At 63.0% G+C, this 25,423-nt stretch carries 26 protein-coding genes, 1 tRNA gene and 2 pseudogenes; 14 read left to right on the forward strand and 15 right to left on the reverse strand.

Annotation, left to right across the window (positions count from 1 at the left end; translation table 11 throughout):
• The first annotated feature begins 100 nt into the window (after window positions 1–100).
• A complete protein-coding gene (locus tag NKJ58_RS00995) occupies window positions 101–379 on the forward strand; it encodes a hypothetical protein (RefSeq protein ID WP_023753187.1) in 279 nt (92 codons plus the stop codon).
• Window positions 380–479: 100 nt separating this feature from the next.
• Here NKJ58_RS00995 and NKJ58_RS01000 read toward each other — a convergent pair whose 3' ends face one another.
• Window positions 480–1,763, reverse strand: coding sequence for an MFS transporter (locus tag NKJ58_RS01000; protein WP_031198487.1), 1,284 nt, complete (start codon window positions 1,761–1,763; stop codon window positions 480–482).
• A gap of 73 nt (window positions 1,764–1,836) precedes the next feature.
• Here NKJ58_RS01000 and NKJ58_RS01005 point away from each other — a divergent pair, with 73 nt between their 5' ends.
• The 3 genes from NKJ58_RS01005 (at window position 1,837) to NKJ58_RS01015 (ending at window position 3,594) form a co-directional block, all read left to right on the forward strand.
• A complete protein-coding gene (locus tag NKJ58_RS01005; RefSeq protein WP_023681427.1) occupies window positions 1,837–2,454 on the forward strand; it encodes a TetR/AcrR family transcriptional regulator in 618 nt (205 codons plus the stop codon).
• Between the two features lie 76 nt (window positions 2,455–2,530).
• A complete protein-coding gene (locus tag NKJ58_RS01010) occupies window positions 2,531–2,974 on the forward strand; it encodes a hypothetical protein (RefSeq protein WP_023681428.1) in 444 nt (147 codons plus the stop codon).
• 26 nt (window positions 2,975–3,000) lie between these two features.
• On the forward strand, window positions 3,001–3,594 hold the full coding sequence (locus NKJ58_RS01015) for a hypothetical protein (protein ID WP_023681429.1): 594 nt from the start codon (window positions 3,001–3,003) through the stop codon (window positions 3,592–3,594).
• A 226-nt stretch (window positions 3,595–3,820) separates the two neighbouring features.
• Here the strand turns inward: NKJ58_RS01015 and ppa are convergent, their stop codons facing one another.
• From ppa to NKJ58_RS01050, 7 genes and pseudogenes are all read right to left on the reverse strand, one after another.
• Complete coding sequence (gene ppa, locus NKJ58_RS01020) at window positions 3,821–4,354, reverse strand: inorganic diphosphatase (protein ID WP_023668623.1); 534 nt, start codon at window positions 4,352–4,354, stop codon at window positions 3,821–3,823.
• A 123-nt stretch (window positions 4,355–4,477) separates the two neighbouring features.
• Complete coding sequence (locus NKJ58_RS01025; protein WP_023668622.1) at window positions 4,478–4,984, reverse strand: GNAT family N-acetyltransferase; 507 nt, start codon at window positions 4,982–4,984, stop codon at window positions 4,478–4,480.
• Window positions 4,985–5,151: 167 nt separating this feature from the next.
• A complete protein-coding gene (locus tag NKJ58_RS01030; protein WP_023681430.1) occupies window positions 5,152–5,790 on the reverse strand; it encodes a TPM domain-containing protein in 639 nt (212 codons plus the stop codon).
• Between the two features lie 6 nt (window positions 5,791–5,796).
• Window positions 5,797–6,687: a TPM domain-containing protein gene (locus NKJ58_RS01035; protein WP_023681431.1), complete on the reverse strand. Its 891-nt coding sequence runs from the start codon at window positions 6,685–6,687 to the stop codon at window positions 5,797–5,799.
• 35 nt (window positions 6,688–6,722) lie between these two features.
• Window positions 6,723–7,178, reverse strand: a pseudogene (locus NKJ58_RS01040) (TPM domain-containing protein); the annotation flags it as partial.
• A 49-nt stretch (window positions 7,179–7,227) separates the two neighbouring features.
• Window positions 7,228–7,998 carry a TPM domain-containing protein gene (locus NKJ58_RS01045; RefSeq protein ID WP_198018627.1) on the reverse strand — a complete coding sequence of 257 codons (771 nt, stop codon included), beginning with the start codon at window positions 7,996–7,998 and terminating at the stop codon, window positions 7,228–7,230.
• Between the two features lie 239 nt (window positions 7,999–8,237).
• Complete coding sequence (locus tag NKJ58_RS01050) at window positions 8,238–8,870, reverse strand: LemA family protein (RefSeq protein ID WP_023681434.1); 633 nt, start codon at window positions 8,868–8,870, stop codon at window positions 8,238–8,240.
• 163 nt (window positions 8,871–9,033) lie between these two features.
• On the opposite strand from NKJ58_RS01050, the gene NKJ58_RS01055 reads away from it, so the two are divergent.
• The 6 genes and pseudogenes from NKJ58_RS01055 (at window position 9,034) to NKJ58_RS01080 (ending at window position 14,481) form a co-directional block, all read left to right on the forward strand.
• Window positions 9,034–9,285 (forward strand): hypothetical protein, encoded by a 252-nt coding sequence (locus tag NKJ58_RS01055; protein ID WP_023681435.1) that lies wholly within the window; start codon window positions 9,034–9,036, stop codon window positions 9,283–9,285.
• Window positions 9,286–9,418: 133 nt separating this feature from the next.
• Complete coding sequence (pdxY, locus tag NKJ58_RS01060) at window positions 9,419–10,303, forward strand: pyridoxal kinase PdxY (protein ID WP_023681436.1); 885 nt, start codon at window positions 9,419–9,421, stop codon at window positions 10,301–10,303.
• Complete coding sequence (locus NKJ58_RS01065; protein ID WP_023681437.1) at window positions 10,300–11,064, forward strand: DUF429 domain-containing protein; 765 nt, start codon at window positions 10,300–10,302, stop codon at window positions 11,062–11,064. The genes pdxY and NKJ58_RS01065 overlap by 4 nt, the downstream gene beginning before the upstream one ends.
• A gap of 149 nt (window positions 11,065–11,213) precedes the next feature.
• The gene (locus NKJ58_RS01070; RefSeq protein WP_023681438.1) at window positions 11,214–11,858 is read left to right on the forward strand and encodes a carbonic anhydrase; all 645 of its coding nucleotides are present in this window, start codon (window positions 11,214–11,216) and stop codon (window positions 11,856–11,858) included.
• Window positions 11,859–11,925: 67 nt separating this feature from the next.
• A pseudogene (locus tag NKJ58_RS01075) lies at window positions 11,926–12,338 on the forward strand (nuclear transport factor 2 family protein).
• Between the two features lie 88 nt (window positions 12,339–12,426).
• On the forward strand, window positions 12,427–14,481 hold the full coding sequence (locus NKJ58_RS01080) for a M3 family metallopeptidase (RefSeq protein WP_023681439.1): 2,055 nt from the start codon (window positions 12,427–12,429) through the stop codon (window positions 14,479–14,481).
• Between the two features lie 131 nt (window positions 14,482–14,612).
• Here NKJ58_RS01080 and NKJ58_RS01085 read toward each other — a convergent pair whose 3' ends face one another.
• From NKJ58_RS01085 to NKJ58_RS01100, 4 genes are all read right to left on the reverse strand, one after another.
• The gene (locus NKJ58_RS01085) at window positions 14,613–16,088 is read right to left on the reverse strand and encodes a M81 family metallopeptidase (RefSeq protein WP_023681440.1); all 1,476 of its coding nucleotides are present in this window, start codon (window positions 16,086–16,088) and stop codon (window positions 14,613–14,615) included.
• A 71-nt stretch (window positions 16,089–16,159) separates the two neighbouring features.
• The gene (locus NKJ58_RS01090) at window positions 16,160–16,984 is read right to left on the reverse strand and encodes a carbohydrate ABC transporter permease (RefSeq protein ID WP_023668609.1); all 825 of its coding nucleotides are present in this window, start codon (window positions 16,982–16,984) and stop codon (window positions 16,160–16,162) included.
• Window positions 16,981–17,850 (reverse strand): carbohydrate ABC transporter permease, encoded by an 870-nt coding sequence (locus tag NKJ58_RS01095; protein ID WP_023681441.1) that lies wholly within the window; start codon window positions 17,848–17,850, stop codon window positions 16,981–16,983. Before NKJ58_RS01095 ends, NKJ58_RS01090 begins: the two co-directional genes overlap by 4 nt.
• A gap of 331 nt (window positions 17,851–18,181) precedes the next feature.
• Window positions 18,182–19,414 carry an ABC transporter substrate-binding protein gene (locus tag NKJ58_RS01100; RefSeq protein ID WP_352519150.1) on the reverse strand — a complete coding sequence of 411 codons (1,233 nt, stop codon included), beginning with the start codon at window positions 19,412–19,414 and terminating at the stop codon, window positions 18,182–18,184.
• 178 nt (window positions 19,415–19,592) lie between these two features.
• Between NKJ58_RS01100 and NKJ58_RS01105 the strand changes: the two genes are divergently transcribed.
• From NKJ58_RS01105 to NKJ58_RS01115, 3 genes are read left to right on the forward strand one after another with little or no spacing between them, the layout of a single operon-like run.
• Entirely contained in the window at window positions 19,593–20,363 is a 771-nt protein-coding gene (locus NKJ58_RS01105) for an SDR family oxidoreductase (RefSeq protein WP_023668606.1), read from the forward strand.
• 2 nt (window positions 20,364–20,365) lie between these two features.
• Window positions 20,366–21,433: an ABC transporter ATP-binding protein gene (locus NKJ58_RS01110; RefSeq protein ID WP_027050535.1), complete on the forward strand. Its 1,068-nt coding sequence runs from the start codon at window positions 20,366–20,368 to the stop codon at window positions 21,431–21,433.
• 48 nt (window positions 21,434–21,481) lie between these two features.
• Window positions 21,482–22,363 carry a MurR/RpiR family transcriptional regulator gene (locus tag NKJ58_RS01115; protein WP_023681445.1) on the forward strand — a complete coding sequence of 294 codons (882 nt, stop codon included), beginning with the start codon at window positions 21,482–21,484 and terminating at the stop codon, window positions 22,361–22,363.
• A 110-nt stretch (window positions 22,364–22,473) separates the two neighbouring features.
• Here NKJ58_RS01115 and NKJ58_RS01120 read toward each other — a convergent pair whose 3' ends face one another.
• Window positions 22,474–22,785: a DUF167 family protein gene (locus tag NKJ58_RS01120; protein WP_352445031.1), complete on the reverse strand. Its 312-nt coding sequence runs from the start codon at window positions 22,783–22,785 to the stop codon at window positions 22,474–22,476.
• A gap of 13 nt (window positions 22,786–22,798) precedes the next feature.
• Window positions 22,799–23,089: a YggT family protein gene (locus NKJ58_RS01125; protein WP_023668602.1), complete on the reverse strand. Its 291-nt coding sequence runs from the start codon at window positions 23,087–23,089 to the stop codon at window positions 22,799–22,801.
• A gap of 148 nt (window positions 23,090–23,237) precedes the next feature.
• On the opposite strand from NKJ58_RS01125, the gene NKJ58_RS01130 reads away from it, so the two are divergent.
• Window positions 23,238–23,313 (forward strand) — tRNA-Ala (locus NKJ58_RS01130).
• A 47-nt stretch (window positions 23,314–23,360) separates the two neighbouring features.
• On the opposite strand, the gene NKJ58_RS01135 is transcribed toward NKJ58_RS01130, so the two are convergent.
• A complete protein-coding gene (locus NKJ58_RS01135) occupies window positions 23,361–25,322 on the reverse strand; it encodes an acyltransferase family protein (protein ID WP_352852713.1) in 1,962 nt (653 codons plus the stop codon).
• Window positions 25,323–25,423: the final 101 nt, after the last annotated feature.

Below are 25,423 nucleotides of genomic sequence, written 5' to 3' on the forward strand. Positions count from 1 at the left end.
GGCGCACCACCAAATACTCATCAAATCTTAAGCATCTCGGTGTGAGATGGTTTTGTTAACCAAGGCGGGAACCTTTCTGGGCCCGGGTAGTTCGAAATTCATGACCGACAAACTCAACCGATTTTGGCCCCTCATCGCTTCGGTCGCATTCGCTGCCGTGCTGGCGGCGAATGCCGCTCAATCGGCCGCCACGGTGAAGGAAGCCAATCCGGCCTCGTCGTCCGACCGGACGGCCGAGCAGATGTTTGCCGACGCCCCTGATGGCGTCGACCCCGTGGTCACCGGCCCGGTCAGCGCCTCTTTCAAGCAGAGGCAGCAGGTTGCCGGCTGCGACAGCGCGGTGTGGCCGAAGATTCCGACGGTTTGCTACCCGGACTGACGGCTGCCCATTCCAGGCGTAGCGATCCTTCGCACCGACCCAAAGGCTTACGCCGACCGCACCGGATCGAGCGTCACCAGGGGGAGATTAGTACCGCGCCCTACGCCGCTTGCGGCTCCGGATCGAAAGCCGGCCTGCTCGTATTGATCAGCAGCGACAGACACGCAGCCACGATCGCCGTCATGCCGGCGATCAGGAAAGCCAGTTCGTAATTGCCCTGCAATTCGCGCATGGTGCCGCCGAAGGCGGCGGCGGTGGCGGCGCCGACTTGGTGGCCGGCTACGATCCAGCCGAACACGATCGGGCCGCTGCGGTCACCGAAGGCCTCGTTGGCGAGCCTGAGCGTCGGCGGCACGGTGGCGATCCAGTCGAGACCGTAGAGCACCGCGAAGATGATCAGGCTGGTCGCCGAGAAGCCGGAATAGGGCAGATAGATCAGCGCCAGGCCGCGAATGCCGTAGTAGACGCCGAGCAGCTTGCGCGGGTCGAAACGGTCGGTGAGCCAGCCCGAGAGCGTCGTCCCGATCAGGTCGAAAATGCCCATAAGCGACAGCAGGCCCGCGGCCTGTACCTCGGGGATGCCCATGTCGCCGCAGAAGGAGATCAGATGCGTGCCGACCAGCCCGTTGGTGGTGAAGCCGCAGATGAAGAACGTGGCGAACAGATACCAGAAGACGCGGGTGCGGGCAGCGCGGCGTAGCGTGTTCAGCGTATGCGCCAGGAAATTGCCTTGCGATGCCGGCGATACCGGCGGCACGTCATCCGCCCCGGCGCCATAGCGCACCATGCCGATCGAAGCGGGACGCTCCGGAACCAACAGCCAGACCAGCGGCAGAAGACAGGCGGTGGCGATCGAGACGGCGATAGCGACGGGCTGCCAGCCGCCCGACTGGGCGAGCGATGCCAGCAGCGGCAGGAACACCAACAGGCCGGTGGCGCTGGAGGCCGACATCAGCCCCATCACCAAGCCGCGATTGGTCTTGAACCAGCGGTTGACGATGGTGGCGCCGAGCACGGTGGCGACCGCGCCGGAGCCGATGCCTGAAAACACGCCCCAGGTGAGGAACAGGTGCCAGGGCTCGGTCATCAGTAGGCTGAGCGCGGTCGAGCCCGACATGATCACAAGCGAGGCAAGCAGCGTGCGGCGCAAGCCGATACGCTCCATCAATGCGGCGGCAAACGGCCCGGTCAGGCCGTAAAGGAAGATGCCGATCGCAGCGGCAATCGAAACCGTATCGCGCCCCCAGCCGAAGCTTTTATCCAACGGCAGCATCATCACCGAGGGTGCGGAACGAAGCCCGGCCGCGATCAACAGGCAAAGGAAGATGACGCCAACCACGACGAAAGCGTAGCGCTGGCCAAAGGGACGGGATTGAGCTATCATGTTACTGACCGGTACGTTGCAGGGTGAGGACATGTATACGTACCGATCGGTAACACGTCAATCGAGTCATACCATGCCAACGGACAAAAATATTGAACTGACCATCAAGGACGGTCATGCAGCCGCACCGCCCAAGGCTGCCAAGAAAATCCTCGACGTGGCCTACGACCTGTTCTACCGCCGCGGCATCCGGGCGATCGGCGTCGACGAGATCGTCAAGCGCGCCGGCGTCACCAAGCCCAGCCTCTACCGCAGCTTTCCCTCCAAGGACGAGCTCGCCGCTTCCTATCTCAGGCAATATGACCGTGAGTATTGGGAGCGTTTCGACGAAGCCGTGGCTGCCCATCCCGGCGACCCGCGGGCACAGCTCAGGGCTTTCCTGACTCGCGTCGGCAAGCGCACGCAAAGGCCGGACTATCGCGGCTGCGGCATGACCAACGCGGCGGTGGAATATCCCGAACATGGCCATCCGGCGCGCGTCGTCAGCGAGGCCAACAAGCAGGAGTTGCGCCACCGCCTGCGCGCGATGGCCGCAGCGATGGGCGCTAAAGACCCTGAGACGCTCGGCGACGGCCTGCTGCTGTTGATCGAAGGCGCCTATATCAGTGGCCAGCTCTTCGGCCTCGGCGGCCCGGCGGCAGCGGTCGCCCGCAACGCCGACCTGCTGATCGAGGCGAGCTTGAAGAAATAGACCTCTTGCGATCCATTCCAACCGCAAGCAATATCGCTGTCATGTCAGCGATCAAAACAGAATCGCAGGTACCGACTTGAACATTGCTCAGACGATTTTGGACGATCTCAAAAAAATGTTCGGGATCAATTACATGAAGCGGGGCGACCTGGCGTTGATCTCGCACGAGGAAAAGAGGGATATTGCCACGGTCTTCGACCTGAACGAGCACAGGGTCAAGGAGGCCGTTCTGCGCAGAGTGCTTTTTCTGTTTTTGGTCGCATCGGTTGCGATGTATGTTGGGATGTATTTCGACGGCAAGGCACACGGCATTACCCAAACGGCGCGCATTCTGATCGCGTCGATAAGCGCAGTCGCTTTGGTATTTTTATACCTGGATGTTTTTGTTCCCGTCGTCCTGCTTGCCGCCTGCGCGTCACTCCTCGCAATCTGCTGGATGGACTACCAGGCGTTCGTTGCAGCCGCTTCGTTTTCCGCTTTGTACGCGCTATATTTTTTTGCGAGGCTCAGAGCCCGATAGCGAAATAACCACAGGGATTATTCGCCATGCGCGCTCTTCTGCTCTCGCTTGCCCTTGCCGGCCTCTGCCAGGTCGCCCATGCCGACGGAATATCCAGCGTCTACACCGACCTCGACTCGCAAAAGGATTGCGTCACCTATGCGCAGGCCGAGGAAGGTGACGGCGACTGGGCCGAACTCGCCTGCTCCGGCTATCGCGGCTATCCCGTGCTGATCGCCTATGACGATGCGCGTGAATCGCTGTTCTACGGGTTTCCGCCCGGCGGCGAGATGACCTCGGTCTGGGAGAGCTTTTCCGGCTTCAACTCGTCCGGCGCCAGGGTCGAATGGCGCATCGAGACCAAGGGCGACGTTGCCGTTCCCTTTGCCGTCATCCACCGCCGCTCGATCAGCAATCCCGAGGACGAGAACAAGCCCACCGAAGTGCTGCTCGTCGCCAAGGTCGCCCAGATGGAAGCCCGCGACGGCTGCACCATCGGCCTCGTGCTGGCCACCGGCAACCCGCAGGCCAACGACCAGGCGCGCAAGCTGGCGGACGAAAAGGCGAAGAGTTTCGCCTGTGGCAAGGACAAGCACACCGTCATCGGCAACGTCCCGGCTTTTGGCAGGGTGGATAACTAGCCACGTGGGTGCAAGGCACCCCCCTCTGCCCTGCCGGGCATCTCCCCCTCAAGGGGGGAGATTGGCAGCTTCGCTGGCGGCGCTTTTTCTTTCGGCGCTGAAAATTGACGAAAGCCGTTGCGACATCCGATCTCCCCCCTTGAGGGGGAGATGGCCGGCAGGCCAGAGGGGGGTGCCTCGCTGGCGTTTGCCGCTTACTTGAACGAGACGCAGGCCTCTCTCGGCGCTACTTTGCCGCCTTCGCCCGTGCGATCGCGTCGACGATCATCTTCTTGGCGTATTTGGAATCGTGCCAGCCTTCGATCTTGACCCATTTGCCGGGCTCGAGATCCTTGTAGTGCTCGAAAAAGTGCTGGACCTGGTCGCGGGTGATCTCGGGCAGCTGCGTGTATTCGGTGACGTTTTCGTAGCGCAGCGTCAGCTTCGGCGACGGCACGGCAATGACCTTCTCGTCCTGGCCGGCATTGTCTTCCATCACCAGCACGCCGATCGGTCGCACATTGATGACGCAGCCCGGCACCAGCGCGCGCGTGTTGCAGACCAGCACGTCGATCGGGTCGCCGTCGCCCGACAGCGTGTGCGGCACGAAACCGTAATTGCCGGGGTAGCGCATCGACGTATGTAGGAAACGGTCGACGAACAGCGTGCCGGCCTCCTTGTCCATCTCGTACTTGATCGGCTCGCCGCCGATCGGCACCTCGATGATGACGTTGATGTCCTCGGGCGGGTTCTTTCCGATGGCTATGGCTTCGATTCGCATGGCTTAAATCCCTCTCTCGATGTCCAAGATCGATAGCGGGCGGCGCGGCATGGTGCAATGCGGCGATTGGTGCGAAGCGCTAACGGAAGCGCACGGTTTATGATGATTTGTAACCGAGGCCGGTCATTCCCAGACGAAGGCGACCTTCTTGAGCGCCCTCTGCTCGAAAATCTCGACTCCTTCGGCGACGTCACGGCCACCCGCGCCGGCATAGAAGGAAAGTGCGTTCTGGTTGTCTTCCAGCGCCCACACCACCATTCCCTTCAGCCCGTGGTCGGCAAGCCGCGCCCGCGCCGCCTTGAACAGCCGGCTGCCGAGCCCGATGCCTTGATATTCCGGACGCAGGTAAAGTTCGTAGATTTCGCCCTGTTGCTTCAGCTCGCGGGCGCGGTTCTTGCCGATCGTGGCATAGCCGGCGATGGTGCCGCCGATCTCGACCACCAGAACGGTGGCGGCGCGGCGGATGGCGTTGGCCCACCAGTCGGCGCCGCGGCGGTTGATCATCGAGGTCAGCGAGCGATGCGGGATGATGCCGGAATAGGCGCCCTCCCAAGCCTGCTGGTGCACGTCCGCAATGGCGCCAGCGTCGCGCGGTTCGGCTTTCCTGATGTCGATGCTCAGCGTATTCATGATTTGTTAACCATAAACCCGCATCGGCCATTTGCAAGAGTCGAGGTCAGCCCGCCGACCGCTTTCTCACAGCCGATCGCGACACTGCTGACAATGGGCAAAGCCTGCCTGGAAACGCACCCAGCCGGCGCGGTCAGGCGTCCGTCCGGGTAGCGCGTGCTGGCTTTTCAGATCTCGACGAGATGATCGTCCAGTTCATTGGCATCGCCCGACGTCACCGGGAAATGCTCGGCCAGCACCGCGCCGACCTGCCCGATCGCCTTGACGAAGCCGTCGGCGAGCCGGTCGTCACCGGCATGCTGCAGGAGATCGCGCACCACGCCGTCCCAGACATGCTGGCCGACCTTGCTGTCGATGCCCGAATCGGCGACCACATCGGCATAACGCTCGGCGATCGACACGAAGACCAACACGCCGGTGCGCGCCGTGGTGCGGTGGACATTGCGGGCGAGGAACTGCCTGAGCGCATTGTGATGTGCCGCCTGATAACGCTGCCGGCGCGGCACCAGATGGATGCGCAAGCCCGGCAGCGCCCACAAAAGCACCAACACCGAGGCCAGTGCCAGCAGTTGGACAATGACGAAATGCGGCAGCCGGATCGACAGCCACCAGGCTTCCAGCCCATAAGCGACGGCGAGGCTGGCAATCAGCATGCCTGATGTCGCCATGAAGGCGGCGGGAAAGAAATAGCCGTCGCTGGCATGCGCAACGACGCAGTAGATCTCGCCGTCGGTTTTGGCCTCGGCCGCGCGGATCGCGGTGGCGATGCGCTCATGGTCCTGTGGGCTGATCGGTCGTGTTGCCATCTTCTCTCACCAGCTCCCTGAAGACCCGCCACCGCCAGACGAACCGCCGCCGCCTGAAAACCCGCCGCCGCTGCTTGAGCCCGAAGACCAGCTGCTGCCCGAACTTCCCGATGACCATCCGCTGCCCGACGACGAACTTGTTGTCCAGCTGCTGGAGCCCGAGGACGATCCGCTCGGCCCCTGGCCGTAGCGAAAGGTCATGCCCAGCCATTTATACACGCCCGGCGACAGCTTGGTGCCGAAGATCGGCGGCAGGAAGGCCATCGCCAGGCCGCCGAAGAACATCGCCGCCCACAGGATCAGGAAGACCGCGACGACGGGATCGATGGGCGTGCTGCGGTCGGCCGGGTTGCGCTTGCCGCGCGCCTCCAGCTCTTCCGGGTTGCCTTCCAGCACCATGACCATGTCGTCGACGGCCTTGGAAATGCCGCCGGAGAAATCACCGGCGCGGAACGCCGGCACCATGTCGTTTTCGATGATCAGTTTGGTGTGCAGGTCGGTCAGCGTGCCTTCCAGCCCGTAGCCGACCTCGATGCGCATCTTGTGGTCGTTCTTGGCCACCAGCAGAAGCACGCCGTTGTTTTCGCCGGCCTGGCCGAGTTTCCAAAAGCGGAACAGCCGGTTGGCGTAGGGTTCGATCTCCTCGCCGTCGAGGCTGTTGATCGTGGCGACGACGATCTGGTCGGAGCCTTTGGTCTCGAAATCCGCGAGCTTCTGCGTCAGTGCCGCCTTGGTCGCGGCGTCGATAATACCGGCATTGTCGACCACCCGCCCGGTGAGTGCCGGCAGGTCTGCCGCCAAGGCTACAAACAGCATGGTGAGCATCGTCAACAGGGCGATGCCGATCGTCGCGGCTGCGCGGCCAGGTCTTGGCGGATTGAAGACGCGTACTGTCATGCCGTCACCAGTTCCCCTCAACCACCATGACTGTCCTCAATCACCATGATCATGTCGTCGACCGCTTTGGAAATACCGCCGGAGAAATCCCCGGCGCGGAAGGCCGGCACCATGCCTTCAATGATCCGTGTGGCGTGCTGGTTGGTGAGCGTGGCTTCCAGCCCGTAGCCGACCTCGATGCGCATCTTGCGGTCGTTCACGGCCACCAGCAGAAGCACGCCATTGTTCTTGGCCTTCTGGCCGAGCTTCCAAGCGTTGAACAGCCGGGTGGCGTAAGGCTCGATCTCCTCGCCGTCGAGGCTGGGAACCGTCGCGACGACGATCTGGTCGGAGCCTTTGGTCTCGAAATCGGCCAGCTTCTGCGTCAGCGCCGCCTCGGTCGCAGCGTCGATGATGCCTGCATTGTCGACGACACGACCGGTGAGGGCGGGCAGTTCCGCCGCCAGCGCCGCGAAGCTGACGAGCAAGACCAGCAAGGCAGCGCCGGTCATCGTGGCGAAGCGGCCATGCCAGGGATTGGCGATGCGTGTTGTCATCTCGTCACCAGCTTCCCGAGGAGCCGCCGCCGCCGGACGAACCGCCGCCGCCGGAAAAGCCGCCACCACCGCTTGAACCCGACGACCAGCCGCCCCCGCCCGAAGACCAGCCGCCGCTGGATGACCGCTTGTGCGGCTCGAATGTCATGCCGAGCCAGCGATAGCGGCCGGGACCGAGTTTTTGGCCGAAGATCGGCGGCAGGATGGAGGCGGCCATGCTGCCGAAGAAGATGATTGCCCAGATGCTGATGAAGACGCCGAAGAACAGATTGTCGGTATTGATGGGCGGCTTCTGGTTGCGCTCGCCGCGCGCCTCCAATTCCTCCGGATTGCCTTCCAGCACCATCACCATGTCGTCGACGGCCTTGGAAATGCCCCCGGAGAAATCGCCGGCGCGGAACGCCGGCACCATGTCGTTTTCGATGATCAGCTTGGTGTGCAAATCGGTCAGCGTGCCTTCCAGCCCATAGCCGACCTCGATGCGCATCTTGCGGTCGTTCGGCGCCACCAGCAGCAGCACGCCGTTGTTTTCCTTGGCCTGGCCGAGCTTCCAGAAGCGGAACAGCCGGTTGGCGTAAGGCTCAATCTCCTCGCCGTCGAGGCTGGGGATGGTTGCGACGACGATCTGGTCGGAGCCTCTGGTCTCGAAGTCGGCGAGTTTCTGGGTGAGCGCGGCTTTGGTGCCTGCATCGATGATCCCGGCATTGTCGACGACGCGGCCGGTCAGCGCGGGGAGGTCGGCGGCGAAGGCGGTGAGGGGCAGGAAGACGGCCAAAAAGGCGAGAAGAACACCAAGGTTGGCGTTCCTTCGCGTCCCCCTCTGTCCTGCCGGACATCTCCCCCTCGAGGGGGGAGATTGGCAATCTCGCTGCCGACGCTCAGCCGGCAACGCTGATATTTGGCGCAAGGACAGAAGACAGCTGATCTCCCCCCTTGAGGGGGAGATGTCCGGCAGGACAGAGGGGGGTGTGAAGGAACGCAAGGCTGGCAAAGGCCAAGCTCACCCAGACGTCATCACCCGCCCTGCTTCGTGCCGAAATCGACCTTCGGCGGCTGCATCTTGTCTTCTTCGACGGTGAAGTTGGCGAAGGGCTCGTTGCTGCGGAACCAGAAGGTTGCCCATAGCACCGACGGAAAGGTCCTCAGCGTCAGATTGTAATCCTTGACCGCCAGGATGTAGTCGCGCCGCGCCACGGCGATACGGTTCTCGGTGCCTTCGAGTTGCGCCTGCAGCGCCAGGAAATTCTGGTTGGCCTTGAGGTCGGGATAGGCCTCCGACACCGCGATCAGCCGCGACAGCGCGCTGGTCAGCCCTGATTGCGCATCCTGGAACTTCTTGAGCGCTTCGGGGTCCTTCAGCGTTTCCGGCGTCACCGTGATCTGCGTCGCCTTGGCGCGCGCTTCGACCACCGCATCGAGCGTGTCCTTTTCATGCGAGGCATAGCCCTTCACCGTCTCGACCAAATTGGGAATGAGGTCGGACCGACGCTGATACTGGTTCAGCACCTCGCTCCATGCCGCCTTGGCGTTTTCCTCCGCCGTCGGGATGGTGTTGAAGCCGCAGCCGGCGAGCAGAGGCAGCACGACGGCCATCATCAGCACGGCCGGCAGACTGCGGAAAGGGAAGGCAAGGCGCTGGGCAAACATGGTGAGGTCCCTCGACAGAAGTTGCATGCGAAGCATTAGCACAATCCGCGCTCAAGAAAATGTCTGCCGCTGGCGCGCATTCCTGGCGCGCATTCATGCGCCGGCGAGGCCCTGTGATTGATCGCGCGAACACGATATGGTTGCCGGCAAACAGGACAGGATCATGGCGGAACGCCGCGACGATGACAGCGAATCGCGCCGCATTATTGAGCGCGTGGCGAACGAGGGCGGCCTTGGCGGCGCATCGCTGGTGTCACGGGCAGCGAAAGGCGCCCGCGATCATGTTACCGCAGCCGAGGCCGACCGATCCGATCCGATCGAGGTCTGGGGCACCCGCATCGGTCGCGCACTTGGGCTCATCGTCGCCCTCGGCCTTTTGATCTGGCTCGTGTACTACGTCTCCCGGGGCAGCTAGAGCATGATCCTGAAAAGTGGGAACCGGTTTTCTCGGACAAGCGGGAACCGTTTTGTCCGGAGATCATGCTCCAACCAAAGAGATAGATTAGGATGACGATTCAACGAAAAATTATCCGTATCTAGGATTTTCCATGAACAGCGAAAAAGCCGACGCGCCGCGCGCGGTCATCGTCATTTCCAGCCATGTCGCCCGCGGCTCGGTCGGTAACCGCGCCGCCGTGTTTGCGCTGGAGACGCTGGGCTTTCCGGTGTGGGCGGTGCCGACGGTCATCCTGCCCTGGCATCCGGGCCATGGCCGCGCCACGCGCATCGTGCCGCCGCTCGACCAGTTCAAGGCGCTGATGGCCGATCTCGAGCGCGCGCCCTGGCTGGGCGAGGTGGGCGCGGTGCTGTCGGGCTATCTCGGCGAGGCCGGCCAGGCCGAGGCCGTCGCCTCGCTGGTTGCGGCGGTCAAGGCCAAGACGCCGGACGCGATCTATATATGCGATCCGGTGATGGGCGATTCCGGCGGGCTCTATGTGCCCGAGCCGACGGCCGCCGCGATACGCGACCGGCTGATGCCGATCGCCGACATCGCCACCCCCAACCGCTATGAGCTGGAGTGGATGGCCGGCGCGCCTTTGCCCGATCTGAAATCGGTGATCTCGGCCGCCCTCCATGCCGGACCGTCAACAATGCTGGTGACGTCGGCACAGTCGATGATGACCGGCGGCACCGGCAATCTGCTGCTTGACGGCACCCAGGCGCTGCTGGCCGAACACCGCCTCATCGACAAGCCGCCGAATGGCCTCGGCGACCTGACTGCGGCCGTCTACCTCGCCCGCATCCTGTCGGGGCAGCCGCCGATCAAGGCGCTGCAATCGACCACCGCCGCCGTCTACGAAATCCTGGCGCGAACCGCCAAGCGTGGCGGCGACGAGTTGCAGCTTGAAACCGATGCCCAGAGCCTGTCGCATCCGATGGCGATGGTGCAGCTGCGCCACCTCACGCATCCGGGGCGGGACCGCCGGGCGTGACCTCGACCGTGGTCGTCGGCGTAGACGGCTGCAAGGCCGGCTGGATCGCCGTCCGCCGCGATCTGGATGCCGCGCCGTCAGTCCGCGTCTTTCCCAGCTTTGCGGCCCTGCTCGACGCCTTGCCCGCCGATGCGACAGTGGCCGTCGACATGCCGATCGGCCTGCCGGACGTCTCGCAAAGAGGCGGGCGCGGGCCGGAGACCTTGGTACGGCCAATGCTCGGAGCACGGCAATCCAGCGTCTTCTCTATCCCGTCCCGCGCGGCCCTCTACGCCGACATCAGCGACTTCACCACGGTCGAGGCTTGGTATGAGGCGCATCGGCGCGCCAGCGAGGTGGCCAAGGCGACCTCCGATCCGCCACGCGGCGTCTCGATCCAAGCCTTCGGCATCTTTGCCAAGATCCGCGAGATCGACGCGCTGCTGATTATGCGTCCGGAACTGCGCCGCCGCGTCTTCGAATCGCACCCCGAAGTGGCCTTCTGCCGGCTGAACGGCGAAAAACCGATGACGCTGCCGAAGAAGATCAAGGGCGCAGTCAATCCTGCCGGGATGGAAGAGCGCAAGGCACTGCTCTGCCGGCACGGCTATACCAGAGCTTTCCTCGACCAGCCGCCGCAACGCGGTGCTGCCGCCGACGATTTCCTCGACGCCGCAGCGATGATGCTGATTGCCGGACGCATTGCCGGCGGCGAGGCAAAGCCGTTTCCCGACCCGCCGCTTGCCGACCGTTTGGGCATTCCCCTGGCGATCTGGGCGTGAGGCAAGCGGCGAGCCATGCGTGCGGCATGGCGATTTGCGACGAAGCCATCCGCAATTCGGCATTGCCCGCGACGGGCATTTGCCGTTAGAGCCTTTCTAACTTGAAATGAGCTGCCGTCGCTAACCCCGAAAGGCTTCATCCCTAGCCCATGCCCCATCTCCCCGAACATCTTTGGACCGGCTACCGCAACTTCATGAATGGCCGCTATCTCACCGAGAGCGGACGCTATCGCGAGCTCGCCCGCGAAGGGCAGGCGCCCGAAACCATGATCGTTGCCTGCTGCGATTCCCGCTCTGCCCCCGAGGCGATCTTCGACGCCGGTCCGGGCGAACTGTTCGTCCTGCGCAATGTCGGCAATCTGGTGCCGCCCTATGCGCCGGACGGCGAGTTCCACTCGACCTCGGCCGCGCTCGAATTCGCCGTGCAGAGCCTGAAGGTGAAAAACATCGTAGTGATGGGCCATGGCCGCTGCGGCGGCATCCGCGCCGCGCTCGACACCAATTCGGCGCCGCTGTCGCCCGGCGACTTCATCGGCAAATGGATGAGCCTGATCGCGCCGGCGGCCGAAACCGTTTCGTCCAGCACGTTCATGACGGCAACCGAACGGCAGACGGCGCTGGAGCGGATTTCCATCCGCTATTCGATCGCCAATCTCAGGACCTTCCCTTGCGTCTCCATCCTCGAAGGCAAGGGGCGGCTGTCGCTGCATGGCGCCTGGTTCGACATCTCGACCGGCGAGCTCTGGGTGATGAACAAGGACACCGGCGACTTCGAGCGGCCGGATTTGACGTAGACCCATGATCCCGAAAAGTGGGAACCGGTTTTCGGATAAGGGCATGGTCAAATAAGAGGAGGCAAGAATGCGGGTTTGGCCTGCGATCGCTTTCGCGGTAGCGGCGCTGCTGATTTCGCTCGTCCCTTCCGCTCCGATGACGGCGCCATTATCGACCGCTGGTATTCGGCGCTGCTGGTCGCCGATCGCACCGAATTGTCGGACCTGCTCGCCGACGATGTCCGCATCAAGCTCGACGATCTCGGCGTCGTACAGTCGAAGCAGGAGTTCATCGCGTCGATCGACGAATGGAAGGGCGCGGTCGCCGGCGCCGCAATCCGGCATCGCGTCGAAAAGAGCGAGGCCGGCGTCACCACGGTCATCGCCTGCTATGATTTCCCCAACAATGACATGCTGATGCAGGAAACGTTCGCCGTCACCGGCAACCGCATCACCGCCAGTTCGCAAGCGGCGATCGCGGAAAATTGCGACGGCTTCTGACGCGGGCTTGAACGGCCGCGCTGTTGCGCCGCGCCAGTCATCGCCCTACATCGGTCAGCAAGCTCCGCCAATCACCGAAAGATCCCCCATGCCGTCCACGAAAACCGTCGATCTCGCCGCCCATCCGCTGACCAAATGGCAAGGGCCGCTCGGCCTGCCGGATTTTGCCAGCATCGGCGACGACGATTTCTCCTCGGTGTTCGACGCGGCGCTGAAGGCACATGAGGCCGAAATCGATGCGATCGCCGGCAACAAGGATGCGCCGACCATCGAGAATACGCTGGCAGCCCTCGAGCTCGCCGGTGAGCCGCTCGACCATGTCTCGTCGATCTTCTGGTGCCGGGCCGGCGCCCACACCAACGATGCGATCCAGGCGCTGGAGCGTGAGATCTCGCCGAAGATGTCGCGGCATTTCTCGGCGATCTCGATGAACGAGAAACTGTTTGCCCGCATCGACGACCTCTACCAGCGCCGGGAGACGCTAAAACTCGACGTCGAGACGCTGCGGGTGCTGGAGAAGACCTGGAAAGGCTTTGTGCGATCGGGCGCAAAACTCGACGCCGACGGCAAGAAGCGGCTGGCCAACATCAGCGAGGAGTTGTCCTCGCTCGGCACCACTTTCGGCCAGAACGTGCTGGCCGACGAGCGCGACTGGGCGCTGTTCCTCGACGAGGCTGATCTTGCCGGCCTTCCGGACTTCGTGAAGAGTTCGATGGCCGAAGCCGCCGAGACGCGCGGCCAGAAGGGCCGCTACGCCGTCACTTTGTCGCGCTCAATCTATGAGCCGTTCACGACCTTTTCTGAACGCCGCGATCTGCGCGAGACCGCTTTCCGCGCCTTCACCATGCGCGGCCAGAATGGCGGCGCCAGCGACAACACCGCAGTGGTGCGCGACATGCTGAAATTGCGCGCCGAAAAGGCCAGGCTGCTCGGCTATGCCTCGTTCGCCGCGCTGAAGCTCGACGACACCATGGCCAAGACGCCGAAGGCGGTGCACGACCTCCTCGACCCGGTCTGGGAGAAAGCGCTGGAGAAGGCCGCCGCCGACCAGAAGGAGCTGGAGCGGCTGGCGACCAAGGCAGGCAGCAACGAAAAATTCGCCGCCTGGGACTGGCGCTTCTACCAGGAGAAATTGCGCGCCGAGAAATTCGACTTCGACGAGGCGGAACTGAAACCCTATCTGCAACTCGACCGGGTCATCGACGCCTGCTTCGACGTCGCCACAAAACTGTTCGGCATCACTTTCGAGGAGAAGAAGGGCATCGCCGCCTGGCATCCCGACGCGCGCGTCTTCGTGGTGAAGAACGCCGATGGCAGCGAGCGCGGCCTGTTCCTCGCCGACTATTTCGCCCGATCCTCGAAGCGTTCTGGCGCCTGGATGAGCGCGCTGAAGTCTGGCTACAAGCTTGGGGATGGCTCAAAGCCGGTGATCTACAACATCATGAACTTCGCCAAGCCGCCGGCGGGGGAAGCGGCGCTGCTGTCGGTCGATGAGGCCAAGACCCTGTTCCACGAATTCGGCCATGCTTTGCACGGCATGCTGACCGACGTCACCTGGCCGTCGGTGGCGGGCACCTCGGTTTCCCGCGATTTCGTCGAACTGCCTTCGCAGCTCTACGAGCACTGGCTGACGGTGCCCGCAGTGCTGGAAAAGCATGCGCTGCATGTTAAGACCGGCAAGCCGATGCCGAAGTCGCTGCTCGACAAGATGCTGGCCGCCCGCACGTTCGGCGCAGGTTTCGCCACGGTCGAGTTCACAGCGTCGGCGCTGATCGACATGGCGTATCACGCGCGGCCGGATGCGCCGGCGGAACCGCTGCGTTTCGAAGCCGAAACGCTGGAAAAGCTTGATATGCCCGACACCATCGCCATGCGTCATCGCACCCCGCATTTCGGCCATATCTTCTCCGGCGACGGTTATTCAGCCGGCTACTATTCCTACATGTGGTCGGAAGTGCTCGACGCCGACGCCTTCGCCGCCTTCGAGGAGACTGGCGATCCCTTCAACCCGGCGCTGGCGGAACGGCTGCGGAAGAATATCTATGCCGCCGGCGGGTCGAAGGATCCGGAGGAGCTGTACACGGCGTTCCGCGGCAAGATGCCTTCGCCGGAAGCGATGATGGTGAAGCGGGGATTGCTATAGCGCCAGCTTATCTCCCCCCTCGGGGGTCGGTCCGACTGGGCTCGACCTCCTGCGGCAGATGAAGGTCGGCGCTTCACGCGCGAGGACCCCCTCTGTCGCCTTTGGCGACATCTCCCCCTCAAGTGGGGAGATCACCAGCGCCAAGGATCCGCCACCCGTGGCCACACCGGCCGCGTCAGCTTCCTGTAATCCGTCACCGCCGGATTGCTCGGATACGAGCTCGGCGCCGAGACATAGATGATCTCCGCCGCGATCGGTTCAAAGCCGGCGTAGAAATGGTTGGTCGACTTGATCAGCAATATGTCCTTCGACAACGGATCGACACCGATGTTGGAGAAGACATCCGGCTCGAAGGTCTGCGTGCGGTTGGTGTTGAGGATGATGTCGATTTCGGTGCCTTCGAGCCGCACCAGCGCCGTCGGTCCGAGCGTCACCCGGCTCGGCCCGAAGCTCTGCCAGCCCTCGGGGACGGCTTTCAACACCTTGACGCGCGCATCGATCGGTTCGCCGGCCAGCGGCCCGGCCTTGCCGCCGAAGCGCAGGTCGATGACGGCGCCTTCGCCTGCCGCCTGGCAGAAGGTGACAGCGATCGGGTCCCAGATCGTCGCCACGCCAAAATTGTCAACGCCCTGTTCCAACATTGCGCGCAGCACAACGGTACCGTCGCCGGCGACGCCACCGCCGGGATTGTCCCAGATGTCGGCAATCACAACCGGCTTGCCGGGATTTTCCTTGCGCACGGCCAGTGCCCGCGCGATGCCGTCCTCGGTGTTCAGCATCGTCATCGCCGTCCTTTCACGGATGGCGTAAAGCTCGTGCCCTAGCCTCTCCGCCAGCGCATCGCCCTTGGCCTTGTCATTGTCAGTGACGACCAGGATGCGCGTGCCCATTTCGGGCACGTCCGCCGCCATGAAGCCATGGATGACCGAGACCGACAGCACGCCGTCCTTGCCGTGCAGCGCCTTGATGCGGTCGACGAAGGAGCGCATCGGCTCGCGGCTGGTCGGCAGCACCTGGATCATGCGGCAGTCGAAGGTCGAGATCACCGGCCTGATCTCGTCGCGCGCCGCCGCCAATCCAAGCTCGACGACATGTTCGCCGCGCTCATAGAAGTCGGTGTGCGGGAATTCGAGGAAATAGGCCATGACATTGCATGCCGCGACGCGCTTTGGGGTCAGATGACTGTGCGGGTCGAGCTCGACCGCGATCACCACGTCGGGCCCGACGATTGCGCGAACCCGTTCCAGCAGATCGCCTTCGCAATCGTCATAGCCTTGCGCCACCATGGCGCCGTGCAGGCCGAGGATGACGGCGTCGACCGGCAAGGCTGCCTTCAACTGGCCGAGAATCTCGTCACGCAACGCCTCATAGGTCTGCCGCTGCACCAGCCCGCCCGGCTCCGCCCAGGTGGCGGTGCCTTCGATGACGGTCAGCCCTTCGGCAGCCGCACGCCGGCGCAGCGCGACCATCGGCGAGGAGCACAAGGTCGGTGTATCAGGATGCTTGCCCGGCCCGGCATAGAACGCCATCTCGAACGACGCCCGGTCGGTCGGCACCGGCGAGAAGGTGTTGGTTTCGGTCGCCAGCGAGGCGGTGAAGATGCGCATGAAAACTCCGTACGGCTATTTGTTTTTCGCAATTCCGGACGGAAAACCGCTCCACACTTTTCCTGGAATTGCTATTTTACGGCCCCGAGCGCCAGCCCGCGGACGAGATAGCGCTGCAGCCAGATGAACAGGATTGCCACCGGCAGCGTCGCCAGCAGCGTCGCCGCCATTACATGGTGCCATTCGATCGTGTAGCGGCCGGCGACCAGCGAGAACACCTGGATCGGCAGCGTGTAACTTTCCTGGCTGCGCAGCATTGTGAGCGCAACGACGAACTCATTCCATGCGTTGATGAAGGTGAAGATGGCGGTCACCGCGATTGCCGGCAGGCAAAGCGGCAGAAACACTTTTCGCAAGGTCAGCCAGCGGCCGGCGCCTTCCATCCACGCTGCTTCCTCGAGATCGCGCGGGATGGTGTCGAAATAGCTTTGCAGCATCCACACGGTGAAGGCGACGTTGAAAGCCATGTAGATGACGCCGAGCGCGGTCGTGGATTCGATCAGACCCCAGGCCGCCATCAGCCGGAACAGGCCGAGCACCAGCACGATCGGCGAGATCATCTGCGAGATCAGCAGGAACTGGCGGAAGGCGCCATAGCCGGCAAAGCGAAACCGCGACATGGCATAGGCGGCCGGCACCGAGATCAGGATGGCGCCGACGGTGGCGATAACAGAGACATAGAGCGAATTGGCCAGCGCCTGGCCAAAGCCGGTCGCCACCCACATGTCGGCAAAATTCGACCAGTGGAATTCGCTTGGCCACCAGGTCGGCGACAGCACCTCCTGCCGCGGTTTGACCGCGGTCAAAAACATTACCGCGAAGGGGAAGATGGTCACCACGAGCAGCGGCGAAAGCAGCAGCCATGCGATGATCGTACGCTTCAGCTTGGGCGTCATGTGCGCTGCTCCCGCATGGCAAGCCGCACATAGATCATCGTGAAGATCAAAAGGATGGCGAACATCAGCAGCGACACCGCCGATGCTTCGCCCAGCTTGCCGATGCGGAAGGCCAGCTTGTAGAGATGGGTGACCAATATGTCGGTCGAGTTGGCCGGCCCGCCCTGCGTCATCACCCAGATGATCGGGAAGGAATTGAAGACGTAGATGGTGTTGAGGACGATGGCGATGTTGATGAACGGCTTCAGCAGCGGAAAGGTGATCTCGCGGAACTGCTGCAGCGGCGTCGCCCCCTCCAGGGCCGCCGCCTCGTAGAGGTCGTCGGGGATCGACGACAGGCCGCCGAGGAAGATGGTCGTGGTGAACGGTACCGTCACCAATATGCCAATCAGCACCTGCATCGGGAATGCCGTCTCGGCGCGCGCCAGCCACTGGATGTTTTCATGGATCAGGCCGAGCCCGATCAGCGCCGAGTTCAGCATGCCGCTTTCACCGTTGAGCGCCCAGCGCCAGACCACCGCCGTCATCGTCAGCGACACCGCCCAGGGCAGCATGATGATGACGCGGGCAATGCCGCGGCCGTAGAAATCGGTGTTGAGGATCATCGCCACCGGCACCGACAACAGCAGCGCGCCGCCGACCACCAGCAACGTCCACAGGCCGGTGCGCCAGAGTGCCGCCAGGAAATCGGGATCGGCGAGGAAGGCTGAATAATTGGCGAAATCGTTGAAGTCGCGTAGCTGGCCGAAGCGGCTGACGTCATGCGTCGAGATCTGGATCAGGTCCCAGACCGGCCAGAAGATGACGACCGCCGCCAGCAACAGGCTGGGCAAGGTCAGCAGATAGGGCAAGAAGCGATTTTGCATCGGCCGGTTTTGTACCGTGGTTCTGTGGCGCTGGCACGCCAGCTCGGATCAATCTTGCATATCGGTCTTTAGCAGCGCTTCAGAAGAATGCCTTTCCTCTCCCCCGTCGATCAGGGGAGAGGTGTCGAGCGAAGCTCGGGGGGTCGACCCTTGGGGCGCAAGGCGAGGTGATGTTTGCCCCTATTGCCCTTCCTATGTCCGTTCGCGGCGGTTGCCAGGTGGTTCCCCCACTCCGTCTCGGCTTCGCCGAGCCACCTCTCCCCCTCCGGAGGGAGAGGAAAGTGTGGCGCGCCCCGATCTCAGGGGCGCGCCGGGCGCAGGGAGATACGCCCTATTTCTTGATCACGGCGTTGGCCTTGGCAGCCGCTTCCTTCAAGCCTGCCTCGGGGTCGCCGCCGAGATAGATCTTCTGCATGGCATCCGAGGTGATCTGGGCGACTTCTTCCCAGCCGGGGATGACCGGTGCAAAGCGGGCGTCGGGCAGCAGCGCGGTGAACGCTGCCAGATCGGCATTGTCGACGTAATAGTCCATCTTGGCCTCTTCCTTGTTCACCGGCAGGAAGCCTTCCCCTTGCGTGAACTTGGCGCGCTGTTCGGTGGTGAACAGGAAGTCGAGCAGCTTCCAGGCCTCATCCTTGTTCTTGGAATTCTTGAACATGATGATGGAATCGGTGACGCCGTACGTGCCGCGCGCGCCGGTCGGTCCGGCGGGGATAGCGGCCACGCCGTATTTCAGGTTCGGCGCCTCGTCCTTGATCTGGTTGGACAGGAAGGGCGCGGTGATCATCATGCCGACCTTGCCCTGCTTGAACAGGTTCTGGACGTCCTCGCGGTTGTTGGAGGTGACGCCGGGTTCCGTCAGGCCTTCGTCGATCATCGACTTGTAGAGCTTGGCGGCTTCGAGCGCGCCCGGCGTGCCGAGGCCCGACGTGCCATCCTTGTTGAGAATCTCGGTGCCTTGCGACCACATCGCATAGTAGTAATAGACGTCGGTCTCGATCTCCTTGCCCTGCAGGCCGAAGCCGAACGTGCCGGTGCCCAGCGCCTTGATCTTGCGCGCATCCTCCTGCAACTCGGTCCAGGTTGCCGGCGGGTTGGCGATTCCGGCCTTCTCGAACAATTCCTTGTTGTAGTACATGGCGCGCGCCGAAGCCGCGATCGGCAGGCCATAGGTCTTGCCCTCCATGATCGACGGCGACAGGAAGGTGTCGATGAAGCGGTCCTTGAAGTCTGGCTTGATGTAGGCGTCGAGCGGCTCGGCGACATCCTGCTGGACGAAATCGATCAGCCAGCGGGTGCCGATGATCGACAGGTCGGCATTGGTACCGGCCGTGATGTCGGTGGTCAGCTTCTGCAGCAGCACGTCCCACGGCACAACTTCGAACTTGACGGTGATACCCGGGTTGGCTGCCTCGAATTCCTTTTTCACCGCTTCGAAATACGGGCCGGTCTTGGCGCTGTATTCGGCGACGGTTACGCGCACCTCGCCGGCATCTGCCTGCGCGGCCAGGGCGAGCAGGCTCATTCCGGCCATCAGGCCGACAGTCCATTTTGCAAGCTTCATTCGATCTCTCCCATTTGATTGCGCCTGCGCTCTTGCGGCTTCCAGGCGACCAAGGCTTAATGTGACTTTCCTACATTATCCATCATTTGACCTCATGCAAGCGGATTATCCTGTTGCTTAATTACATTTCTTAAAATAGCGTTTTCCGATTATCGTAGATCCCAGGGAGGCGCGCAGCGTGGTTTCAAAGGCCGAATTCGCAGGCAAGACCGTGCTGGTGACCGGCGCCGGCGGCGGGCTCGGCTCGGCTATTGTGGCGCTGCTGGCCGAACGAGGCGCGCGCGTCGTCGGCTGCGACCAGTCGCAAGACCAGCTCGGCAGTCCGCATCTGGCGTCGGGCCACGTCTTCGACCTTCTCGACCGGATCTCCACCGATGCCGCGATCACGGCGATCCTCGGGAAAGACGGCGTGCCCGACATCCTGATCAACAATGCCGGCTGGACGCGCGCCGAGACTCTTGCAGCGCTGACCCCCGACAAGATCACGCATGAGCTCGACCTCAATCTGACCGGGGTGATGCTGTTCGCCGATCCGCTGATCAAGGCAATGGCCGCGCGCGGTTCGGGCAGCGTCGTCTTCATCTCTTCCGTCAACGCCATCGCCCATTTCGGCAACCCGGCCTATGCCGCGGCCAAGGCCGGCATCAATGCCTATGCCAAAGCGATCGCTGTGGAACTCGGCCGCAGCGGGCTGCGCGCCAATGTCGTCTGCCCCGGCTCGATCCGCACCGCCGCATGGGACCATCGGCTGGCCAAGAACCCGGATGTTCTCGGCAAGCTCAAGCGGCTCTATCCGCTCGGCCGCATCGTCGACGCCACGGAAGTGGCCGAAGCGGTGGCCTTCCTTGTTTCGGATCGCGCATCGGGGATAACCGGCGCGGTGGTGCCGGTCGACGCCGGACTGACCGCCGGCTTCCTGCCCTTCATCGACGACATATTGGGAGCCTGACCATGACCGATGTCGAGTTCCGCGACCTGTCGAAATCTTTCGGACGCCACAAGATCCTCGAAAACATCAGCCTCGACATCAAGAGCGGCGAGTTCGTCGTGCTGGTCGGCCCTTCCGGCTGCGGCAAGTCGACCTTGCTGCGCATGCTGGCCGGGCTGGAGCCGATCACCGCAGGCGACCTCTTGATCGGCGGCGTGCGCGCCAACGATTTGCCGCCACAGCAGCGTAACATCGCGATGGTCTTCCAGTCCTATGCGCTGTTTCCGCACCTGAAAGCGGCCGACAATATCGGCTTTGGCCCAAAGATCCGCGGCGAAAGCCGCACGGCAATCGACGCCAAGGTGAAAAAGGCCTCTGGCGTCCTCAACCTGTTCTCCTATCTCGACCGCTATCCCCGGGAGTTGTCGGGCGGCCAGCGCCAGCGCGTCGCAATGGGCCGCGCCATCGTGCGCGAACCCTCGGTGTTCCTGTTCGACGAGCCGCTCAGCAATCTCGACGCGCAACTGCGCGTGCAGATGCGCACCGAGATCAAGGCGCTGCACCAGCGGCTGAAATCGACCATCGTCTATGTCACCCACGACCAGATCGAGGCCATGACCATGGCCGACCGCATCGTGGTGATGGACCGCGGCAAGATCCAGCAGGTCGGCGCACCGCTGGAACTCTACGACCGTCCCGCCAACAAATTCGTCGCCTCCTTCATCGGCTCGCCGTCGATGAGTTTTGTCTCCGGCGCCCTGAAGACGACGCCCGAGAAAAGCTGGTTCGAATCGGCCGGCGGAGGGCGACTGGCGCTCGGCAGCAAGACGGTGCCGGCTGGCAGCACGGTCGAGGCCGGCATACGGCCCGAACACTTCGTCATCGGCGAGGCTGTCGACGCGATGGCGATCAAGGTCGATGTCGTCGAGCCGACCGGCTCGGAAACCCATGTCTATGGTGCGATCGGTGCCGACACGGTGCGCGCCGTGTTCCGCGACCGGATCCAGGTCAAGCCGGGTGAAATGCTGCCGGTCTCGGTAGCGCCGGGCAACATCCATCTGTTCGACACGGCGACAGGCCTGCCGCTATGAGCGCCGGCATGAAAACGAAAATACCACGATGAAGACGACAACCCAGAAATGAAAACGCCGGCCGACATCATCACGCGCCTGCAGCTGATGTCGCAGGACGGCACCAAATCGGACCGCCGCCTGGCCGGTCTCGTGCTCACAGATCTCGACTTCGCCTCCAAGGCGGCAATCTCGGAAATTGCCGCGCGCGTCGGCGTCAGCGAGCCGACGGTCACCCGTTTCTGCCGCAATCTCGGCTGCGAGGGTCTGCGCGATTTCAAATTCTACCTGGCGCAGGCGATCGCCATTGGCGGCCAGTATCTATCGCCCGAACCGCTGAACCGGGACGCGCGCGAGCAGCGCATTGCGTCGGCCATCACCGAAGCGGCAATCGCCGCCATCCAGCGCGCCAGCGAAAACCTCGACATGAAGACGCTGGTGGGCGTGGCCGCGCGCATCGTCAGTTCGGGCAATGTGCTGTGCATCGGCTCCGGCGGCATTTCCTCGATGATGGCGACCGAGATGCAGAACCGGCTGTTTAGGCTGGGCGTGCCGGTGCTGGCGCAGATCGACGGGCAGTTGCAGCGCATGTATGCCGCGGTCGCTACGTCGGAGACGACGTTGATCGCGTTCTCGGTGTCCGGCTATGCGCGATCGGTCATCGACGCCGTGCAGGTGGCCCAGCAATATGGCGCCACCACCATCGCCGTAACCCCGCCGGAATCAGCGCTCGCCAAGGCCGCCGATACCGTCATCCAGTTCCAGTCGCTGGAGGACGGCAACATCTACAAGCCGACCTCGTCGCGCTATGCTCTGCTGTCGATCGTCGACATGATCGTCACCTCCGTGGCCGAGACGCGCGGACCCAGGGTTCTCGAAAACCTGCGCCGCATCAAGCAGAGCGTGAACACGCTGAAGGTTGACGATCCGAAGCTGCCGCTGGGGGATTGAGAGCGGGGCGGAAGCTGCCAATCTCGTGGGGGAGATGTCCGGCAGGACAGAGGGGGGCGCTGTTCCGCCGACAGATCAAGGGGCTGCATGCCGCAACGCTGGATCTTCGATCAGCGGCTGAGCGCCCCGATACGCTGCGCCAGCACCGCCGGATCACCCGCGACACGCACCGTCTTCAGCCGTGCCGTGCCGCCTGCAATGACCGACACGGCCGATGCCGGAACGCCCAGCGCCTTGGCCACCAGCGGTTCCAGCGCCGCATTGGCCGCGCCATTCTCCGGCACGGCGCGCACGCGCGCCTTCAAACGGCTGCGCCCGTCGGCCGATACCTCGACGCCTTCGAGCCTGTCCACCGAACACTTCGGTGTCAGCCGGATAAACAGGTCGATGCCGTCGACGCGCAAGCGGAATGGCGCGCTCATGCCATCGTCAGGCTCACAGGACCAGCGGCGCTATCGTGGTGAGAATGAGCTGCCTGAGAAAGAACAGGAGCAGAAGCAGGATGATCGGCGAAATGTCGACGCCGCCGAGGTCGGGCATGAACCGACGGATCGGCCGCAGCGCCGGCTCGGTCAGCCGGTAGAGCATGTTGCCGATGCTGCCGACAAATTGATTGCGCGAGTTGACGACGTTGAACGCATAGAGCCAGGAAAAGATCGCCGAGGCGATGATGACCCACCAGTATAGGTCCAGCGCCATGACGATTGTTTGAATGAGGGCGAGCATGCCGGTCTCCGATTGTTGCCGACATGTAGCCATTGCGCGCGAAACCGGCAAGGGCCGGTCGCCTACAAGCACCGGGCACAAGGGAATTCGGCAAAACCCCGCCTTGACAGGAAACCGCAGCCTTCGATAAATGCGCCATCCGCTGGACGGGGCTGTAGCTCAGCTGGGAGAGCGCGTCGTTCGCAATGACGAGGTCAGGAGTTCGATCCTCCTCAGCTCCACCAGCGGAATTTTCCTGCCTGTCGACACATCTAAGTTCCGAGACGTCTCGTCAAAGCCCCGCCTTCGCTGCGAGATAGGGCGCCAGGGCAAGCGAGTAGCTGGCGGTCAGATGATGACTGTCCCGCCAGACGATGATGTTGCCGACAACTGCCGGGCATAGTTGCGGCCCGCAAATGGCATCGAGCATATCGATGGCGCGCACATTTTTCTGTCCTTCCGCGGCCAGCGCCAACACGTTGCTCCGCTCAATATCGCTCAGTTTGGTGACGCATTTCGTTGGGGTCGAACTCAGGCATTCGCCCGGGTCGAATTTCATATAGGGCGTGTTGCGGATGGCAACGATTTGCGAGCCGGCGTCCGTCAGCCCGCCCCAGAGACTTCGCAGCCCCTCGATCATCACGTCTTGCTGAACCGCTCCGTAATTGGACTGGCTGGTGAAGATCAGATCCGGTTTCAGCTTTAGGATCTCGGCCAGCACCTTTTCGTGCCACTGCGCGCATAAGACGTTGGGTTTGCCATCCGCCGTGATGGCCACGCGGGTGAATGGGCAGGCGGATTTTGTAAAGGTAACCAGTTTGAAGTTGCGGTCCTTTGCGATCTTGTCCAGTGCCGGCACCCACTGGGCTGCATGAGAATCTCCCACCAGAACCATTGTTTTCGCACCCGTGGGATCGCCTAGAGAGCATCGTTTGGGCTCCGAGCTTTCCTCCTGGTGGCACTTCCTTGCATACACGACCGGCACGTCCCGCCTCAGCCGGGCCAGCGGCGGCAGAAGGTTCACACCGTCCGGGACCACGGCGCCGGAGACGAGAGCGGCGGGCCCAGGGTAGGAAGGCGTGCCGATCAGCGCGGTGTCGATGCGTTCGGTCTTCAGAAAGAGCAGCAGGCTGCCGGATGCGGCCACGCATGTGAGAACCGCCGCGGTGCCGTATCCCAGCGGCTTCCACCAGGCGCCGCCCCGAGCTTGCCGGTAGCGCTGCTCAACATATCGATAGGACAGATCCGATAGAAGCAGGGTCGCCGCAATCAGGCCGAAACCGCCGGCAAGGGTCAGCGAATGACCCTGCGCCTGGGAGATGGTGATCAGCGGCCAATGCCATAGATAGACCGAGTAGGAGCGATCGCCGATGAAACGAAGTGGCAACGAATCGAGCCCACGAAACCGGCCGACTTCAACCTCGCCAGCCAGGATGACCAGCACTGTGGCCAAGGTCGGCAACAACGCACTGACGCCGGGAAATGGAGTTGCAGCGGAAAACAGCAAGGCGGACGCAACGATGCCCAGGATGCCGGCGATCGCCAGCCACTGTCTAGTGAGTGCCGCCAGTCGAAACTGGTGTTCGGTCAGCACCAGCAGACCACCCAGCGCCAATTCCCACAGGCGGGTATGGCTGACGAAATAGGCCTGGGCCGGATCCGTCGCCGTCAAAACGACAGAGGCAACAAGTGATGCCGCGAAAATGAGCGACAACGCCCCGATCAAGCAGGCCCTCAGCGGAAGGTCACGGCGGCGCGCCAGCCAGATCACGCCGATCATCACCAACGGCCAGGCGATGTAGAACTGCTCTTCGATGGAAAGCGACCAGTAGTGTTGCACCGGGCTCGGCAAGGTGTCGGCCTCGAGATAGCTGACCGCAATCGAGGCCAGCCGCCAGTTCTCGACATAAAGAGCGCTCGCCACGATCTGGTTGCCCATTTCCTCCCAGCGCGCCTTTGAGATGAAAAGCAGCGTGCCCAGCAATGCCACCAGCAGCACCAGGGTTGCTGCCGGCAACAACCGTCGCACCCGTCGCGAGTAGAATTCGATCAGTGAAATCCGGACGCCGCGCAGCGCCATCTGCGCCAGCAGGCCCGTGATCAGATAGCCAGAGATGACGAAAAAGACGTCGACGCCGACATATCCGCCAGGCAGCACATCCGGCCATATGTGATAGACCACGACAAGCGCGACCGCCAAGCCGCGCAGCCCCTGTATTTCGGGTCGAAACCGACGGTTCTGATCGATTGTCACCGGATATCCCCAACAGTCTCAGCCGGCCTGGATCAACCGGCAGTCCGCGCCACGATCTTCATAAGGGCAGAGTGCCGTGAGGCAAGAGCCGATCGCAGCAG

Origin of the sequence: Mesorhizobium sp. M0139, from assembly GCF_040322455.1 — a bacterium.
In the GTDB taxonomy this organism is placed as follows: Bacteria; Pseudomonadota; Alphaproteobacteria; order Rhizobiales; family Rhizobiaceae; genus Mesorhizobium.

What these genes read in the sequence shown, in the direction of transcription:
- NKJ58_RS01035 (WP_023681431.1), bottom strand. Translation starts at nt 6,687, where the DNA reads ATGACAGTACGCGTCTTCAATCCGCCAAGACCTGGCCGCGCAGCCGCG.
- NKJ58_RS01090 (WP_023668609.1), bottom strand. Translation starts at nt 16,984, where the DNA reads ATGACGCCCAAGCTGAAGCGTACGATCATCGCATGGCTGCTGCTTTCG.
- NKJ58_RS01080 (WP_023681439.1), top strand. Translation starts at nt 12,427, where the DNA reads ATGCCGTCCACGAAAACCGTCGATCTCGCCGCCCATCCGCTGACCAAA.
- NKJ58_RS01050 (WP_023681434.1), bottom strand. Translation starts at nt 8,870, where the DNA reads ATGTTTGCCCAGCGCCTTGCCTTCCCTTTCCGCAGTCTGCCGGCCGTG.
- NKJ58_RS01095 (WP_023681441.1), bottom strand. Translation starts at nt 17,850, where the DNA reads ATGCAAAATCGCTTCTTGCCCTATCTGCTGACCTTGCCCAGCCTGTTG.
- pdxY (WP_023681436.1), top strand. Translation starts at nt 9,419, where the DNA reads ATGAACAGCGAAAAAGCCGACGCGCCGCGCGCGGTCATCGTCATTTCC.
- NKJ58_RS01125 (WP_023668602.1), bottom strand. Translation starts at nt 23,089, where the DNA reads ATGCTCGCCCTCATTCAAACAATCGTCATGGCGCTGGACCTATACTGG.
- NKJ58_RS01110 (WP_027050535.1), top strand. Translation starts at nt 20,366, where the DNA reads ATGACCGATGTCGAGTTCCGCGACCTGTCGAAATCTTTCGGACGCCAC.
- NKJ58_RS01025 (WP_023668622.1), bottom strand. Translation starts at nt 4,984, where the DNA reads ATGAATACGCTGAGCATCGACATCAGGAAAGCCGAACCGCGCGACGCT.
- NKJ58_RS01085 (WP_023681440.1), bottom strand. Translation starts at nt 16,088, where the DNA reads ATGCGCATCTTCACCGCCTCGCTGGCGACCGAAACCAACACCTTCTCG.
- NKJ58_RS00995 (WP_023753187.1), top strand. Translation starts at nt 101, where the DNA reads ATGACCGACAAACTCAACCGATTTTGGCCCCTCATCGCTTCGGTCGCA.
- NKJ58_RS01055 (WP_023681435.1), top strand. Translation starts at nt 9,034, where the DNA reads ATGGCGGAACGCCGCGACGATGACAGCGAATCGCGCCGCATTATTGAG.
- NKJ58_RS01030 (WP_023681430.1), bottom strand. Translation starts at nt 5,790, where the DNA reads ATGGCAACACGACCGATCAGCCCACAGGACCATGAGCGCATCGCCACC.
- NKJ58_RS01015 (WP_023681429.1), top strand. Translation starts at nt 3,001, where the DNA reads ATGCGCGCTCTTCTGCTCTCGCTTGCCCTTGCCGGCCTCTGCCAGGTC.
- NKJ58_RS01005 (WP_023681427.1), top strand. Translation starts at nt 1,837, where the DNA reads ATGCCAACGGACAAAAATATTGAACTGACCATCAAGGACGGTCATGCA.
- NKJ58_RS01120 (WP_352445031.1), bottom strand. Translation starts at nt 22,785, where the DNA reads ATGAGCGCGCCATTCCGCTTGCGCGTCGACGGCATCGACCTGTTTATC.
- NKJ58_RS01000 (WP_031198487.1), bottom strand. Translation starts at nt 1,763, where the DNA reads ATGATAGCTCAATCCCGTCCCTTTGGCCAGCGCTACGCTTTCGTCGTG.
- NKJ58_RS01070 (WP_023681438.1), top strand. Translation starts at nt 11,214, where the DNA reads ATGCCCCATCTCCCCGAACATCTTTGGACCGGCTACCGCAACTTCATG.
- ppa (WP_023668623.1), bottom strand. Translation starts at nt 4,354, where the DNA reads ATGCGAATCGAAGCCATAGCCATCGGAAAGAACCCGCCCGAGGACATC.
- NKJ58_RS01115 (WP_023681445.1), top strand. Translation starts at nt 21,482, where the DNA reads ATGAAAACGCCGGCCGACATCATCACGCGCCTGCAGCTGATGTCGCAG.
- NKJ58_RS01100 (WP_352519150.1), bottom strand. Translation starts at nt 19,414, where the DNA reads ATGAAGCTTGCAAAATGGACTGTCGGCCTGATGGCCGGAATGAGCCTG.